12 protein-coding genes are annotated in these 16,278 nt (G+C 61.1%); 8 read left to right on the forward strand and 4 right to left on the reverse strand.

What is annotated here, in order from left to right; translation table 11 throughout:
• Positions 1–5: 5 nt before the first annotated feature.
• Together betB and betI are read right to left on the reverse strand one after the other, a co-directional pair.
• Complete coding sequence (gene betB, locus HBA26_RS01780) at positions 6–1,478, reverse strand: betaine-aldehyde dehydrogenase (RefSeq protein ID WP_088205181.1); 1,473 nt, start codon at positions 1,476–1,478, stop codon at positions 6–8.
• A 13-nt stretch (positions 1,479–1,491) separates the two neighbouring features.
• The gene (gene betI, locus HBA26_RS01785; RefSeq protein WP_049138744.1) at positions 1,492–2,079 is read right to left on the reverse strand and encodes a transcriptional regulator BetI; all 588 of its coding nucleotides are present in this window, start codon (positions 2,077–2,079) and stop codon (positions 1,492–1,494) included.
• A 128-nt stretch (positions 2,080–2,207) separates the two neighbouring features.
• Here betI and betT point away from each other — a divergent pair, with 128 nt between their 5' ends.
• The 5 genes from betT (at position 2,208) to sitD (ending at position 7,877) form a co-directional block, all read left to right on the forward strand.
• Entirely contained in the window at positions 2,208–4,241 is a 2,034-nt protein-coding gene (gene betT / locus HBA26_RS01790) for a choline BCCT transporter BetT (protein ID WP_126345064.1), read from the forward strand.
• Positions 4,242–4,475: 234 nt separating this feature from the next.
• Positions 4,476–5,387, forward strand: a complete 912-nt coding sequence (locus tag HBA26_RS01795) for a metal ABC transporter substrate-binding protein (RefSeq protein WP_126345063.1) — start codon at positions 4,476–4,478, stop codon at positions 5,385–5,387.
• Between the two features lie 2 nt (positions 5,388–5,389).
• Complete coding sequence (locus HBA26_RS01800) at positions 5,390–6,196, forward strand: manganese/iron ABC transporter ATP-binding protein (RefSeq protein ID WP_047367689.1); 807 nt, start codon at positions 5,390–5,392, stop codon at positions 6,194–6,196.
• Positions 6,193–7,041 (forward strand): iron/manganese ABC transporter permease subunit SitC, encoded by an 849-nt coding sequence (gene sitC / locus HBA26_RS01805; protein WP_126345062.1) that lies wholly within the window; start codon positions 6,193–6,195, stop codon positions 7,039–7,041. The genes HBA26_RS01800 and sitC overlap by 4 nt, the downstream gene beginning before the upstream one ends.
• Positions 7,038–7,877, forward strand: a complete 840-nt coding sequence (gene sitD / locus HBA26_RS01810) for an iron/manganese ABC transporter permease subunit SitD (protein WP_126345061.1) — start codon at positions 7,038–7,040, stop codon at positions 7,875–7,877. The genes sitC and sitD overlap by 4 nt, the downstream gene beginning before the upstream one ends.
• Here sitD and entD read toward each other — a convergent pair.
• Both entD and HBA26_RS01820 read right to left on the reverse strand, forming a co-directional pair.
• Positions 7,813–8,502, reverse strand: a complete 690-nt coding sequence (gene entD, locus HBA26_RS01815; protein WP_126345060.1) for an enterobactin synthase subunit EntD — start codon at positions 8,500–8,502, stop codon at positions 7,813–7,815. The genes sitD and entD overlap by 65 nt on opposite strands.
• Positions 8,503–8,583: 81 nt before the next feature.
• Positions 8,584–10,824 (reverse strand): TonB-dependent siderophore receptor, encoded by a 2,241-nt coding sequence (locus HBA26_RS01820; RefSeq protein ID WP_126345059.1) that lies wholly within the window; start codon positions 10,822–10,824, stop codon positions 8,584–8,586.
• A gap of 145 nt (positions 10,825–10,969) precedes the next feature.
• Here HBA26_RS01820 and fes point away from each other — a divergent pair, with 145 nt between their 5' ends.
• The 3 genes from fes to entF are packed head-to-tail and all read left to right on the forward strand — an operon-like array spanning position 10,970 to position 16,246.
• Entirely contained in the window at positions 10,970–12,169 is a 1,200-nt protein-coding gene (gene fes / locus HBA26_RS01825) for an enterochelin esterase (protein WP_126345058.1), read from the forward strand.
• Positions 12,170–12,179: 10 nt separating this feature from the next.
• On the forward strand, positions 12,180–12,392 hold the full coding sequence (locus HBA26_RS01830) for an MbtH family NRPS accessory protein (protein ID WP_028012289.1): 213 nt from the start codon (positions 12,180–12,182) through the stop codon (positions 12,390–12,392).
• A complete protein-coding gene (entF, locus tag HBA26_RS01835) occupies positions 12,389–16,246 on the forward strand; it encodes an enterobactin non-ribosomal peptide synthetase EntF (RefSeq protein WP_166720746.1) in 3,858 nt (1,285 codons plus the stop codon). Before HBA26_RS01830 ends, entF begins: the two co-directional genes overlap by 4 nt.
• Positions 16,247–16,278 lie beyond the last annotated feature (32 nt).

Here is a 16,278-nt window from a genome sequence, read left to right on the forward strand (position 1 = left end):
CCCGGTTAAAATATGGACTGGAATTTACCCATCTCAACCTGGATGGACTTCACCTGGGTGTAGCTCTGCAGCGTCATCACGCCGTTCTCGCGGCCAATGCCGGAGTGCTTGTAGCCGCCGACCGGCATCTCCGCAGCGGATTCACCCCAGGTGTTGATCCAGCAGATGCCCGCTTCAAGCTGATGAATGGCGCCGTGCGCACGGTTCAGATCGGCGGTGACGATGCCCGCCGCCAGACCGTAGTCGGTGTCGTTGGCGCGGCGAATGGCTTCTTCATCGCTTTCATAGGTGAGGATGGACATCACCGGGCCGAAGATCTCTTCGCGCACGATGGTCATCTCGTCGGTGCAGTCGGTGAACACGGTCGGGGCCACCCACGCGCCGTTATCAAATCCGTCGCCCTTCAGCACGTCGCCGCCGCACAGCACGCGCGCGCCTTCTTCTTTGCCTTTGGCGATGTAGCGCATCACGCTGTCGCGGTGCGGGAAGCTGACCATCGGGCCAAAGTTGGTGTTTTCATCGAACAGATCGCCTGCGCGGATGCGGCCCACGCGCTCAACGATTTTCTGCTCAAACGCGGCCTTAGATTTTGCAGGCACGAACACGCGGGTGCCGTTGGTGCACACCTGGCCGGAGCTGAAGAAGTTGGCCATCATGGTGATGTCTGCGGCGAGATCCAGATCCGCATCGTCAAACACAATCAGCGGGGATTTGCCGCCCAGCTCCATCGTCACCTCCTTCAGGGACGAGGCCGCGGCGTTCGCCATCACCTTTTTGCCGCTGGCGACGCCGCCGGTGAAGGAGACTTTGGCAATGCCCGGATGCTCGGTCAGGTACTGGCCGGTTTCCGCGCCCACGCCCGGCAGGACGTTAAACACGCCGTCCGGCAGGCCCGCCTCGGTGTAGATTTCCGCCAGCTTCAGGGCGGTGAGCGGGGTGACCTCGCTCGGCTTGAAGATCATCGCGTTGCCCGCCGCCAGCGCCGGGGCGGATTTCCACAGGGCGATCTGGATCGGGTAGTTCCACGCGCCGATGCCCGCCACCACGCCCAGCGGCTCGCGGCGCGTGTAGACGAATGAGGTGTCGCGCAGCGGGATCTGGCTGCCTTCCAGCGCCGGGATCAGCCCCGCGTAGTACTCCAGCACGTCCGCGCCGGTGACGATGTCGACGGTCGAGGTTTCAGAAAACGCCTTACCGGTGTCGAGGGTTTCCAGCTTTGCCAGCTCGTCGTTGCGCTCGCGCAGGATGTCGACGGCGCGACGCAGGATGCGCGAGCGCTCCATGGCGGTCATCGCCGCCCAGATTTTTTGCCCGCGCTTTGCGCTCTCTACGGCGCGGTCCACGTCTTCGCGCCCGGCGGCCTGCACGCTCGCCAGAACTTCACCGTTGGCCGGGTTGATGGTCTCGAAGGTGCGACCGCTGGTGGCGGATGTATAACCACCATTGATATAAAGCTGCTGTTCTGCCATTCGGGACATGCTTCCTCCTCGGTTATTCGGTCGGTAAATGCTGGCTGATAAAGTGGCTGGTGAGCGATTGCGCGAGGGTTTTGTCCAGCGGTTTGCCGCTTAGCGCGGCGCGCAGCCACAGCCCGTCAATCAGCGCGGCGAGCCCGTAGCCCGCCTCTTCAGCCTGTTCACGCGGCAGCTCGCGGCGGAACTCGTACACCAGGTTTGAGAGCAACCGGCGGCTGCTGACCTGCTGCAAACGGTAGAGCATCGGCTGATGCATGCTGCTCGCCCAGAAGGCCAGCCAGGCCTTCATCGCCGCGCTGCTCACCTGGGTTTCATCAAAATTGCCGCCGACAATCGCCTGCAAACGCTGCTCCGCGCTGCCGTTCGGCAGGGCGCGTAAGCGGCTTAATACCGCATCGCGCAGCTGGCCGGTGATGTCGCGCATAGTCGCTTCCAGCAGGCCGTTTTTATCTTTGAAATAGTGGCTGATGATCCCCGTGGACACGCCCGCCCGACGGGCGATCTGCGCAATGGTTGCGTCATGCATGCCCACTTCATTAATTGCTTCCAGCGTGGCGTCGATAAGTTGCCTGCGCCGGATCGGCTGCATCCCCACTTTGGGCATTTTTGCCACTCCATTCATCAGCGTTGGTAATCTATTAAAGCGGTTTTTGATTGGACGTTCAATATAAAATGTGTCTTAATTGTTGCGATTTTGGATTTCAATAGTTACAAAAACAGTGGGGATACTGGATGACAGACCTTTCACAAGACAGAGAAAAAGACAAAATCAACCCGGTCGTTTTTTATACGTCCGCCGGGCTGATTTTGTTGTTTTCCCTGACGACCATTTTCTTTAACGATTTTTCTGCCGAGTGGATTGGCCGCACCCTGAACTGGGTGTCGAAGACCTTCGGCTGGTACTACCTGCTGGCGGCGACGCTCTATATCGTCTTCGTGGTCTGCATTGCCTGCTCGCGCTTCGGCTCGGTGAAGCTCGGGCCAGAGCAGTCCAAGCCCGAGTTCAGCCTGCTGAGCTGGGCGGCGATGCTGTTTGCCGCGGGCATCGGCATCGATCTGATGTTCTTCTCGGTAGCCGAGCCGGTCACGCAGTATATGAAGCCGCCGGAAGGGGCGGGGCAGACGATGGAGGCCGCACGCCAGGCGATGGTCTGGACGCTGTTCCACTACGGCCTGACGGGCTGGTCGATGTATGCCCTGATGGGGATGGCGCTCGGATACTTTAGCTATCGTTATAATTTGCCTCTCACCATCCGCTCCGCGCTGTACCCGATTTTCGGGAAAAGAATTAACGGCCCGATTGGCCACAGCGTCGATATTGCGGCGGTAATTGGCACCATCTTCGGCATCGCGACGACGCTCGGCATTGGCGTGGTCCAGCTCAACTACGGGCTAAGCGTGCTGTTTGATATCCCGGATTCGATGGCGGCGAAAGCGGCGCTGATTGCGCTCTCGGTGATTATCGCCACCATTTCGGTGACCTCCGGCGTGGATAAGGGCATCCGCGTGCTCTCTGAGCTGAACGTGGCGCTGGCGCTGGGCCTGATCCTGTTCGTGCTGTTTATGGGCGACACGTCGTTCCTGCTCAACGCCCTGGTGCTGAACGTGGGCGACTACGTGAACCGCTTCATGGGCATGACGCTGAACAGCTTCGCCTTTGACCGCCCGGTGGAGTGGATGAACAACTGGACCCTGTTCTTCTGGGCGTGGTGGGTCGCATGGTCGCCGTTTGTTGGCCTGTTCCTGGCGCGTATTTCGCGCGGGCGCACCATTCGTCAGTTTGTGATGGGCACCCTGATCATCCCGTTCACCTTTACCCTGCTGTGGCTGTCGATTTTCGGCAACAGCGCGCTGCACGAGATCATCCACGGCAACGCAACCTTTGCCCAGGAAGCGATGGCGCACCCGGAGCGCGGCTTCTATAGCCTACTGGCGCAGTATCCGGCGTTTACCTTTAGCGCCTCCGTGGCGACCATCACCGGCCTGCTGTTTTACGTCACTTCAGCGGATTCCGGCGCGCTGGTGCTGGGGAACTTCACCTCGAAGCTGAAGGACATCAACAGCGACGCGCCGAACTGGCTGCGTATCTTCTGGTCCGTCGCCATCGGCCTGCTGACGCTCGGCATGCTGATGACCAACGGCATTTCGGCGTTGCAGAACACCACGGTGATTATGGGGCTGCCGTTCAGCTTTGTGATCTTCTTCGTGATGGCCGGGCTGTATAAATCGCTCAAGGTGGAAGACTATCGACGCGTCAGCGCCAGCCGCGACACCGCGCCGCGGCCAATGGGCGCCCAGGACAGGCTGAGCTGGAAGAAACGCCTGTCGCGCTTGATGAACTACCCGGGCACGCGCTACACCAAACAGATGATGGAGACGATCTGCTTCCCGGCGATGGAAGAGGTGGCGCAGGAGCTGAGGCTGCGCGGCGCCTACGTGGAGCTGAAAAACCTGCCGCCGGAGGAGGGTGAAACCCTGGGACATCTGGATCTGCTGGTGCACATGGGCGACGAGCAGAACTTTGTCTATCAGATCTGGCCGCAGCAGTACTCGGTACCCGGCTTTACCTACCGGGCGCGCAGCGGGAAATCAACCTACTACCGGCTGGAAACCTTCTTACTGGAGGGTAGCCAGGGGAATGATTTGATGGACTACAGCAAGGAGCAGGTGATTACGGATATTCTGGACCAGTATGAACGGCACCTGAACTTTATCCACCTGCACCGGGAAGCGCCGGGGAATAGCGTGATGTTCCCGGATGTTTGAGTAATGACAAACTCTTTTAATTAAAAATCCAGCCATTTTTTTGCCGGGTGGCGCTGCGCTTACCCGGCCTTCAAAACTGCTTTTCCGTAGGCCTGATAAGCGAAGCGCCGTCAGGCCCACCCTTAATTGACATAACTTTAATGATAACCATTTTCATTTAAATATAGCCTGTGCTATACCTTATAGCACGGGCTAATTTTGCGTTGAATTTAATCACCTCTGGAGAGTGCTGCGATGTACCCACGGCAAGGATTGAAGCGTCTGTTGCTCGGCGCGCTGTTGATGGCCGCGACCGCCACCGGCGCGCAGGCGGCTGAAAAATTTCAGGTTATCACCACCTTTACCGTCATCGCCGATATGGCGAAAAACGTGGCGGGGGATGCCGCAGAAGTCACCTCCATCACAAAACCGGGCGCTGAAATCCACGAGTACCAGCCGACGCCGGGGGATATCAAGCGCGCGCAAAAGGCGCAGCTGATCCTTGCGAACGGCATGAACCTGGAGCTGTGGTTCCAGCGTTTTTATCAGCATCTGAACGGCGTGCCGGAGGTGATTGTCACCCAGGGCATCACCCCGATGGGCATCAGCGAGGGGCCGTACGACGGCAAGCCTAACCCGCACGCGTGGATGTCGCCGGACAACGCGCTGATTTACGTTGATAACATCCGCGACGCGCTGGTGAAGTACGACCCGGCCAACGCGCAGGTCTACCAACGTAACGCTGAAGCCTACAAGCAGAAGATCGTCGCGACACTTGAACCGCTGCGCAAGCAGGTGGCGGCCATCCCGGAAGACAAACGCTGGATGGTGACCAGCGAGGGCGCCTTCTCCTATCTTGCGCGGGATCTGGGCATGAAGGAACTTTACCTGTGGCCGATCAACGCCGATCGGCAGGGGACGCCGCAGCAGGTGCGCAAGGTGATCGATCTGGTGAAGAAACATCGCATCCCGGCGGTATTCAGCGAAAGCACGGTTTCCGATAAGCCGGCGCGTCAGGTGGCGCGGGAAACCGGCGCCCACTACGGCGGCGTGCTGTACGTTGACTCCCTGAGCGCGGAAAACGGCCCGGTGCCGACCTATATCGATCTGCTGAACGTGACCACCCGCACGCTGGTGCAGGGCATTCGCGACGGCATGAAGGAGTGACCATGCAGAAGGGGATTGTCGTCACGGACGTGACCGTGACCTACCGCAACGGCCACACGGCGCTGCGCAATGCGTCGTTCAGCGTGCCCGGCGGATCGATTGCCGCGCTGGTGGGGGTGAACGGCTCCGGCAAGTCCACGCTGTTTAAGGCGGTGATGGGCTTTGTGCGGGCGGCGAGCGGCACTATCACCCTCAATGGGCTGCCGCCTCACCGGGCGCTGCGCCAGAACCTGGTCGCCTACGTGCCGCAGTCGGAAGAGGTCGACTGGTCGTTTCCGGTTCTGGTCGAGGACGTGGTGATGATGGGGCGCTACGGGCATATGGGGTTTCTGCGGCGGCCTAAAGCGCAGGATCGGCAGATCGTGACCGACGCCCTGAAGCGCGTGGATATGCTCGAGCTGCGCCATCGACAGATTGGCGAGCTCTCCGGCGGGCAAAAGAAGCGCGTCTTCCTGGCGCGGGCGATTGCCCAGCAGGGCGAGGTGATCCTGCTCGACGAGCCGTTTACCGGCGTGGACGTTAAAACCGAAGCCAGAATCATCAGCCTGCTGCGCGAGTTGCGCGACGAGGGCAAAACCATGCTGGTCTCGACCCACAATTTGGGCTCGGTCACGGAGTTTTGCGATTACACGGTGATGGTCAAAGGCACCGTGCTGGCGAGCGGTCCGACGGAAACCACCTTCACCGCCGAAAACCTTGAGCGCGCCTTCAGCGGCGTGCTGCGCCACGTGGTACTCAGCGGCTCGGAAGATCGCATCATTACCGACGATGAGCGACCCTTCGTGACGCACCGGCAGGAGGCTAAATGAACGCGCTTCTCGAACCCTTCAGCTATGAGTACATGCTTAACGCGATGTGGGTCTCGGCGATGGTGGGTGGGCTGTGCGCGTTTCTCTCCTGCTACCTGATGCTCAAAGGCTGGTCGCTGATCGGCGATGCGCTCTCGCACTCCATCGTGCCGGGCGTGGCGGGGGCTTACATGCTCGGGCTGCCGTTCTCGCTGGGGGCGTTTTTATCGGGCGGGCTGGCGGCGGGCAGCATGCTGTTTCTCAACCAGCGCAGCCGCCTGAAGGAGGACGCCATCATCGGGCTGATCTTCTCCTCCTTCTTCGGGCTGGGGCTGTTTATGGTCTCGCTCAACCCAACCTCGGTGAATATTCAGACCATCGTGCTCGGCAATATTCTGGCTATCGCCCCGGAGGATATCGTCCAGCTGGCGATTATCGGCGTGGTGTCGATCGTCATCCTGCTGTTCAAATGGAAAGATCTGATGGTGACCTTTTTTGATGAGAACCACGCCCGCGCCATCGGCCTGCGCCCGGAGCGCCTGAAGGTACTGTTCTTCACGCTGCTGGCGGTCTCCACCGTGGCGGCGCTGCAAACCGTCGGCGCGTTTCTGGTGATTTGCCTGGTGGTTACGCCCGGCGCAACCGCGTGGCTGCTCACCGACCGCTTCCCGCGTCTGCTGATGATTGCCGTCACCATTGGCAGCCTCACCAGCTTCCTCGGCGCGTGGGCCAGCTATTACCTGGACGGCGCCACCGGCGGCATTATTGTGGTCGCCCAGACGCTGCTGTTCCTGCTGGCGTTCGTCTTTGCGCCGAAGCACGGGCTGCTCGCCAGCCGTCGTCGCGCGAAGGAGGCACACCCATGATGGCGCTGCTCCTTGAACCCTTCCAGTTTGCGTTCATGAACAACGCGCTGCTGATTTCACTTCTGGTAGCCGTGCCCTGCGCGCTGCTGTCGGTTTTTCTGGTGCTGAAAGGCTGGGCGCTGATGGGCGACGCCATGAGCCACGCGGTGTTTCCCGGCGTGGTGCTGGCGTGGGTGATGGGCCTGCCGCTGGCGCTGGGCGCGTTCGTTGCCGGTTTGTTTTGCGCGGTCGCCACTGGCTACCTCAAGGACAACAGCCGGATCAAGCAGGATACGGTGATGGGGATCGTCTTTTCCGGGATGTTCGGCGCGGGGCTGATCCTCTATATCGCCGTCAAACCTGAGGTGCATCTCGACCACATTCTGTTCGGCGATATGCTGGGCATAAACGGGATGGACATTCTGCAAAGCGGTCTCGTCGCGGGGCTGATTGCGCTGGTGATTGGCCTGAAGTGGCGCGATTTCCTGCTGTTCTGCTTTGACTATCAGCAGGCGCAGGCGAGCGGCCTGCGCGCCCGCTGGCTGCACTATGGCTTACTGTGCATGGTGTCGCTGACCATCGTGGCGACGCTGAAGGCGGTGGGGATTATTCTGTCGATTTCGCTGCTGATTGCCCCCGGTGCGATTGCGGTGCTGATTGCCCGACGCTTCCACATGGCGCTGCTGGTGGCAGTGGTGGTATCAGTACTGGTGTCGGTCAGCGGCGTGTATGCCTCGTTTTATATCGACAGCGCGCCCGCGCCGACCATAGTGGTCCTGTTCGCGGTGGTGTTTATCGTGACGTTTGTGGTGACCAGCGTGAAGGCGCGTCGGCAGGAACGTGTGATAGCAGGGTGATGACCTGTTCGTCGTCGACTAGCCAGTGAAGTGTGAAGGCTAAACCTTCGTCAAATCCCGTCAGCGGACGAGTCAGCGCCAGCATCAGCGTCTCTTTATCGAGCATTGTGACGCGCGCGCTGTCAAACCCGATGTAAGCCTGCACCTGCGGAAAAAGGGCCTTAAAAAGGCTCTCTTTGGCGCTGAAAACCAGCGTCAGGGCGAGGGCGAACGGGTAACCCGAGCGGGAAAGCACACGCTCTTCCTGGGCATCTATAATGCCATCTTTGATTTCCCTTGCTTCATTTTCGGCGAGGATCGCTTCACTATCGATACCGATAAGCGCAGGGTATGGCGCGACGACAGCCATCGCCTCCGTGCCGCTGTGGGTGATGCTGCCGGAAATTCCGTCCGGCCAGAGCGGTTCCCCGCTGGGGCCGATGGCGGGAACGGTGTGGTCAGGTAAGGCGTGCGCGGCGGCGATGCGTCCTGCCAGATGGTCAGCCTTGCGTTTACGTCCGGCGTCAGCGAGCTGGGCGTGATGGGGGAGCCAGAGGAGATCGGCGTCGGTGAAGGTGGCGGGGTCGAAGATGATGCGGTGGAGGGTGAGGCCAGCGAGAGAAAATGTGTTGTGGGTGGTGTGCATGGTTTTTCCCTCTGAATTGTGCGGACTGATGCCCTCACCCCAACCCTCTCCCACAGGGAGAGGGGGAAGTCACTGCCTGTATCAGAATCTTGTGTTTACGCTCATATACCAGGTGCGACCCGGTTCATTATACGTATACGCACCCGCACCGTACATATACGCGCCGGTTGTCGCGTTCCCCGTGGTCTGGGCATTACCCGCGCGCCACTGGCGCTTGTCGAAGACGTTGTCTACGCCGCCGGTCAGGCTGACGTTTTTCGTCACGTCCCAGGTGGCGCTCAGGCCAACGATGCTGTACGGGCTGACTTCGTCTTTTTCAGACCCGGTCACCGGCTGGCCTTTGTAATTGTACTTCTTCGGCTGCTGCTTGCCGTACCAGGTGAAGGTCGACTGCAATGACACATCCTGGTGCACCTGCCAGCTCAGGGTTGAGTTGAGCGTGTACTCAGGAATGATCGACAGACGGTCGCCGGTCTCCTTGTTCTTGCTTTGCAGCATATAGGTGATGTTGTTGGTCCAGTTGATGGTGTCGCTGACCGGCACGTTCAGGGAGCCTTCCAGACCTTCCACCACCGCCTTCGGCACGTTTTCCCACTGGTAGATATCGGTGGTGACTTTACCGGTGGACGTCTGGCCAATCGGCGCGTAGCCCGCTTCAATCTTGTTGCGGTAGTCGTTGCGGAACCAGGTCACGCCCGCCAGCCAGCCGTCGCGTTTCCACTCCAGGCCAATCTCTTTGTTGATGCTGGTTTCCGCTTTCAGATCGTCGTTACCCATCATGTAGCAGCCCACGCCGTCGGAACTGGCGTAGCAGCCCTGGCCTTTACTGTACAACAGGTAGTTCGGGTTGGTCTGGTACAGGCTTGGTGCTTTGTAGGCACGCGCGATGCCCATCTTCAGGGTGAAGTCATCCCCCAGACCCTGCGACAGGTTCAGGGACGGGCTCCAGTTATTGCCCACGATGGTGTGGTGGTCGAAGCGCAGGGCAGGGGTCAGCATGGTGCTGTCGGTCAGCTCCATGTTGTTCTCAGCGAACAGGGAGAAGATCTCCGCTGACGTGTACGGGCTACGGTCTTCGCTCATGCCCGGGATGGTGCCACCCTGTTGGGTTTGCGAGAAGGAGGTCGAATCCTTCATCCGCTGCTGGTTCCACTCGGTGCCGAGCGTCAGGTTCTGGTTCACAATGAAATCAATCGGCAGGTTGATTTCGCTGTGCAGCATCACGTCGGCCAGATCGGTGTCGGTGAATTTATTGCTGTTGAACAGGCCTTCCGTACCGCCCGCCAGCCCTTCGCCCAGGCGGGAGTTGCGGGTGTGTTCGTACTGCGCCCAGTTGCTGGTGGTAATGCCGTTGTCCCAGCCGCCGTTCCAGGTCACGGCGAAGTTCTGGCGATAAATACGGTTCGTCTCTTTGCCGTAGTTCTTCTTCACCAACGCGTTGTCGTTGTTGGTGTTTTGCGTGTCACCCGCATAGAGGTTGTTCTGGCGGCTGTAGCCCGCTTCAAACTCCAGCGACTGCATCAGCGCGAAGTCCCAGCGCACCACGCCGTTGATGTCTTTGTTCTCTACACCCTCGCGGCCCGCGGGCAGGGTGTTGGCGTAGGCTCCGGTACGCTCAGACTGGTGGCCCTGGTTGATGTCCCACGCGTCGGCCTGAGTCTTATCCAGGTTACCAAACATGCGGAAGCTGAAGTCGCCGCCCAGCGGGCCGCTCAGGCTGAAGTTGGTGCGCTTGGTAGAACCTTCATCCTTGTGTTCAGGCGCGTTCAGGTAGGTGTTCCAGGAGCCGTGCCACTGGTCGTCGAATTTTTTGGTGATGATGTTCACCACGCCGCCCGCCGCGCCGTTACCGTAGCGTGCGGCGGCCGGGCCGCGGATCACTTCGATGCGCTCGATCATCTCCGGCGGTACCCAGCCGGTATCGCCGCGGGTATCACGCTCGCCGCGCCAGCCCAGGCGGATGGAGTTGCGGCTGGTGACGGGCTTGCCGTCGATCAGGATCAGGGTGTTTTCCGGGCCCATGCCGCGAATATCGATCTGACGGTTGTTCCCGCGCTGGCCGCTGGTGGAGTTCCCGGTCAGGTTAACGCCCGGCATGGTGCGGATGATTTCCGCCACGTCCCGCGCGGGCGGGTTTTTGCGGATCTCATCGGCGGTGATGGTCGACACGCCAGGCGCCTGCAAATTCTGCTCGGCGGCGGTGATCACCATCGTGTCTTCGTGCTGCGCAGAGGCGGCGTTGTCGTCTGCCATGGCGGGCAGCGCGACGCCATAAATCCCTAAATTGACCAGCAAGGCCAGAGAGTGAATCTTCTTATTCATTGTACGTCCCGCTTTTATGGTTATTTATGAACGCGCTTCCCACAGCGCGGGCAATACGCTATTGTAAATGCAAATAGTTATCAATAATATTATCAATAAAATTTGCTCTGAAACAAAAAATATTGCTAAACATGGGGTTATAAGGGTGACGGCGTTAACAACCGGAAGTGAAGCGTGGTGGCAGTCGAAAAACGGGCCGGAATGGCAACGTCATGAGGAAAACTATCGCGTCACATTCTGGTGGCGGGACCCGGCAGGAACCCAGCAGACCTCAACGGTTAAACGCGTCTGGCTCTACGTTACCGGCGTGACCGACCACCATCAGAATGCCCGCCCGCAATCGCTTGAACGCATTCCCGATACCGACGTCTGGCAGTGGCAGGGGGAGTTCAGCCCCGAATGGCGCGGCAGCTACTGTTTTATCCCCTCCGATAACGAAAACGATTTTGCCGATGCAGTATTTGAAGGCGAGCAGCCGGACCGCATGGCGCTGCGCGAAGGCTGGCGCAAGCTGCTGCCTCACGCGGTTTCAGACCCGCTGAATCCGCAGAGCTGGCGCGGCGGGCGCGGGCACGCCGTCTCGGCGCTGGAAATGCCGGAGGCGCCCGTACAGCCGGGCTGGAACCATCCTGATACGCCTTACAAAAAGCCTGTCTGCATTGAGTGGCACAGCGCGCGCCTGAAGAACCGTCGCTGCGTGTGGATTTTTACCACCGGGGATGAAAGCCCCGAGCGCCCGCTGGCGGTGCTGCTTGACGGGCAGTTCTGGGCCGAAAGCATGCCGGTCTGGCCTGCGCTGGCGTCGCTCACCTCCGAGCGCAACCTGCCGCCTGCGGTCTACGTCTTAATCGATGTTATTAATATGGAGCACCGTAACCGCGAGCTGCCGTGCAATCCCGACTTCTGGCTGGCGGTGCAGGAAGAACTTCTCCCCCTTGTCCAACAACGCGCGCCGTTTAGCGACCGCGCCGACCGTACGGTGGTCGCAGGGCAAAGCTTTGGCGGTCTCTCCTCCCTTTATGCCGCACTGCACTGGCCGCAGCGTTTTGGCTGCGTGCTCAGCCAGTCCGGCTCCTACTGGTGGCCGCACCGCGGCGGGCAGCAGGACGGGCTGTTAATCGAACAACTTAAAACCGGCGAAATATCCCCTCGCGGGTTACGCATCCTTCTTGAAGCCGGGCGCAACGAGCCGCTTATCTTGCGCGCAAACCAGGCGATCCTCGCCGAACTACACACTCAGCAACCGGTTATCTGGCGTCAGGTTGACGGCGGACACGATGCGCTTTGCTGGCGCGGTGGGCTGACGCAGGGGCTGATGACCCTCTGGCAGCCGCTCATTCAATAACGGAGTCTGTATGGAATTCAGCAATCCTTTCGATAATCCGCAGGGACAGTTCGCCATTTTGCAAAATGACCAGGGGCAGTACAGCCTGTGGCCGCAGCAGTGCGAGTTGCCCGCGGGCTGGCGCGTGGTCTGCGAACCGCACTCTCAGGAGGCGTGCCAGCAGTGGCTGGCGCAACGCTGGCAGACGCTTGAGCCGTCCTCTTTTGCGGGGGAGCGCGCATGAATCGTCTTCCTCTCGTCGCCGCCCAGCCGGGTATCTGGATGGCAGAGCAGCTTTCCTCGCTGCCAAACGCCTGGAGCGTGGCGCACTATACCGAGCTGAAAGGGAATATCGACGCGCCGCTGTTGGCTAACGCCATCGCCGAGGGCATGATGCAGGCCGATACCCTGCGCACGCGTTTCGCTGAAGATAACGGCGAGGTCTGGCAGTGGGTCGATGAGACTCTGATCCTGCCGGAGCCGTCCATCGTTCGCGTTGATTCTCACGACGCCGCCGTGGCGCTGATGGAGGCCGATCTCAGCCAGGATCTGCGCGTGGACAGCGGTCAGCCGCTCGCTTTTCATCAGCTGATTCAGGTCGGTGACAACCGCTGGTACTGGTATCAGCGCTATCACCATCTGGTGGTGGATGGCTTCAGTTTCCCGGCGATTACCCGCCAGATCGCCGCGATTTACGCTGCCTGGAAGAAAGGGGAACCCACCCCAGCCTCACCGTTTACTCCGTTCGCCGAGGTCGTTGAAGAGTATCAGCGCTATCGCGACAGCGAGGCGTATCAGCGCGACGGTGCCTTCTGGGAGGAGCAGCGCAAACAGCTTCCTCCTCCGGTCTCGCTCTCCTCCGCGCCGCTACCGGGACGCGCCGCCACTACCGACATCCTGCGCCTGAAAATTGCAATGGACGCTCGCGCCTTTAGCCAGCTGGCGCAGGCAGCCGGGCAGGCACAGCGCACCGAACTGGCGCTTGCGCTGGTGGCGCTGTGGCTCGGCCGCCTCACCGGACGGCTGGACTACGCCGCCGGGTTTATCTTTATGCGCCGCATGGGGTCCGCCGCGCTGACCGCAACCGGCCCGGTGCTTAACGTCCTGCCGCTGGCGGTGAATATTAATCCGCTTGAGAGCCTGCCGGAGCTGGCGCTGCGCCTGGCGAACCAGCTGAAAAAGATGCGCCGCCATCAGCGCTACGACGCCGAGCAGATCGTACGCGACAGTGGGCGGGCCGCAGGGGACGAACCCTTGTTTGGGCCGGTGCTGAACGTGAAGGTGTTTGATTATCAGCTGGATATTGACGGCGTGGAGGCCATCACCCACACGCTGGCGACCGGCCCGGTGAACGATCTCGAGCTGGCGCTGTTCCCGGATGAGCAGGGCGGATTAAGCATTGAGATCCTCGCCAACAGGCAGCGTTACGACGACGCGACGCTGAAGCGCCACGTTTCGCGCCTGAACGCGATGCTGGCGCAGTTTGCCGCGAACCCTGACCTGCGCTGTGGCGACGTGGAAACCGTATCCGAGCAGGAATACGCCCGGCTGGCGCGCATCAACGATACCGGCCTGGCGCTGCCCTCCACCACGCTGGCGGATCTGGTGGCGGAGCAGGCGAGCAAAACGCCGGACGCCCCCGCGCTGGCGGATGCCCATATTGAGCTGAACTACCGCCAGATGCGCGAGCAGGTGGTCGCGCTGGCAAACCTGCTGCGCGCGCGCGGCGTGAAGCCGGGCGACAGCGTGGCGGTGGCGCTTCCGCGCTCGGTGTTCCTGACCCTGGCGCTGCACGGCATTGTTGAAGCCGGCGCCGCCTGGCTGCCGCTGGATACCGGCTACCCGGACGATCGTCTGCGGATGATGCTGGAGGACGCGAAACCGTCGCTCCTCATTACCACCGACGCGCAGCTTCCGCGCTTTAACGATCTGCCGATACCTTCGTTTAGTTACAACATGCTATTGCCGACCACAGGCGCTGAACCTCTGCGTCTGGCGAAGCCGGAGCAGACCGCGTACATCATCTTTACCTCGGGTTCGACGGGACGCCCGAAAGGGGTGATGGTGGGGCATACCGCCATCGTTAACCGCCTGAAGTGGATGCAGGATCATTATCCGCTGGGCGCGGACGATGTGGTGGCGCAGAAAACGCCGTGCAGCTTTGACGTGTCGGTGTGGGAGTTCTGGTGGCCGTTTATCGCCGGGGCAAAGCTGGTGATGGCCGAGCCGGACGCGCACCGCGATCCGCAGGCGATGCAGAGCTTCTTCGCAGAATATGGCGTAACCACCACCCACTTCGTGCCCTCGATGCTGGCGGCATTTGTCGCCTCGCTGACGCCGGAAAACGTCGACTGTTGCAGAACGCTGAAGCAGGTGTTCTGTAGCGGCGAGGCGCTGCCAACGGCGCTGTGCCGCGAGTGGGAGCAGCTCACTCATGTACCGCTGCACAACCTCTACGGCCCAACCGAAGCGGCGGTGGACGTGAGCTGGTATCCTGCTTGCGGCCCGGAGCTGGCGGCGGTGGAGGGCAACAGCGTGCCGATCGGCTTCCCGGTGTGGAATACGGGGCTGCGCATTTTGGACGCGATGATGCGCCCGGTGCCGTTCGGCGTGGCGGGCGATCTGTATCTCACCGGCATTCAGCTGGCCCAGGGGTATCTGGGACGTCCCGACCTCACCGCCAGCCGCTTTATTGCCGATCCGTTTGCCCCAGGCGAGCGGATGTATCGCACCGGAGACGTTGCCCGCTGGCTGGACAACGGGGCGGTGGAATATCTGGGCCGCAGCGATGACCAGCTGAAAATCCGCGGTCAGCGCATTGAGCTGGGCGAAATCGACCGGGCGATGCTGTCGCTGCCGGACGTGGCCCAGGCCGTGGCGCATGCGTGCGTGTTTAATCAGGCTGCGGCAACGGGCGGCGATGCCCGCCAACTGGTGGGGTACGTGGTTTCTGAATCCGGTTTACCGCTGGATCGCGACGCGCTGCTGGACTCGCTCAGGGCACAGCTGCCGCCGCATATGGTGCCGGTGGTGCTGCTGCAAATCAGCGCGCTGCCGCTCAGCGCCAACGGCAAGCTCGACCGTAAGGCGCTGCCGCTGCCGGAGCTGACCAGCAAAACCTCCGGTCGCGCACCCGAGACGCAAACCGAAGCCGTCGTGGCGCAGGCGTTTTCTGCGCTGCTGGGCTGCGAAGTGAACGATATCGACGCCGACTTCTTTGCCCTTGGCGGCCACTCGCTGCTGGCGATGCGCCTCGCGGCTCAGCTCGGCCGTGCGTTAAGCCGCAAGGTGACGCCGGGGCAGATTATGGTCGCCTCGACGGTCGGCAAGCTCAGCGCGCTGCTGGACTCGCAACTGAGCGACGAGCAGGCGCAGCGTCTGGGGTATGAAACCCTTTTGCCGCTGCGTGAGGGCGACGGCCCGACGCTGTTCTGCTTCCATCCGGCGTCCGGCTTTGCCTGGCAGTTTAGCGTGCTGGCGCGCTACCTCAGCCCGCGCTGGTCAATCGTCGGCATTCAATCGCCGCGTCCGGACGGGCCGATGCAGCAGCGTGAGGATCTGGATGGAGTCATTGAGCATCATCTGAATACGCTGCGTAAGCAGCAGCCGCAGGGGCCGTATTATCTGTTCGGCTATTCCCTCGGCGGTACGCTAGCGCAGGGCATTGCCGCCCGTCTGCGCGAGCAGGGTGAAAACGTAGCCTTCCTCGGCCTGCTGGATACCTGGCCGCCGGAAACCCAGAACTGGGCGGAGAAAGAGGCTAACGGCCTCGACCCGGCGGTGCTGGCGGAAATCGAGCGCGAGCGGCAGGCGTTTATCGCCGCCCAGCAGGGGCAGGGCTCCAGCGAGCTGTTTAACGCCATTGAGGGCAACTACGCCGACGCGGTGCGGCTGCTCACCACCGCGCACAGTTCACGCTTTGACGGTAAAGCGACGCTGTTTGTTGCCGAACGCACGAGAACGATGGATCCGCATACGGCCTGGGCGCCGTGGGTGGGCGAGCTGGAGGTCTACAGCCAGGACTGCGCCCACGTGGATATCATTTCACCGCAGGCGTTTGAAAAGATTGGGCCGGTACTGAAGGAAATTTTAGGGTAGTGAAAATGCCCGGTGGCGCTGCGCTTACCGGG

The organism is Enterobacter sp. 725m/11, from assembly GCF_011683705.1.
In the GTDB taxonomy this organism is placed as follows: Bacteria; Pseudomonadota; Gammaproteobacteria; order Enterobacterales; family Enterobacteriaceae; genus Enterobacter; species Enterobacter bugandensis.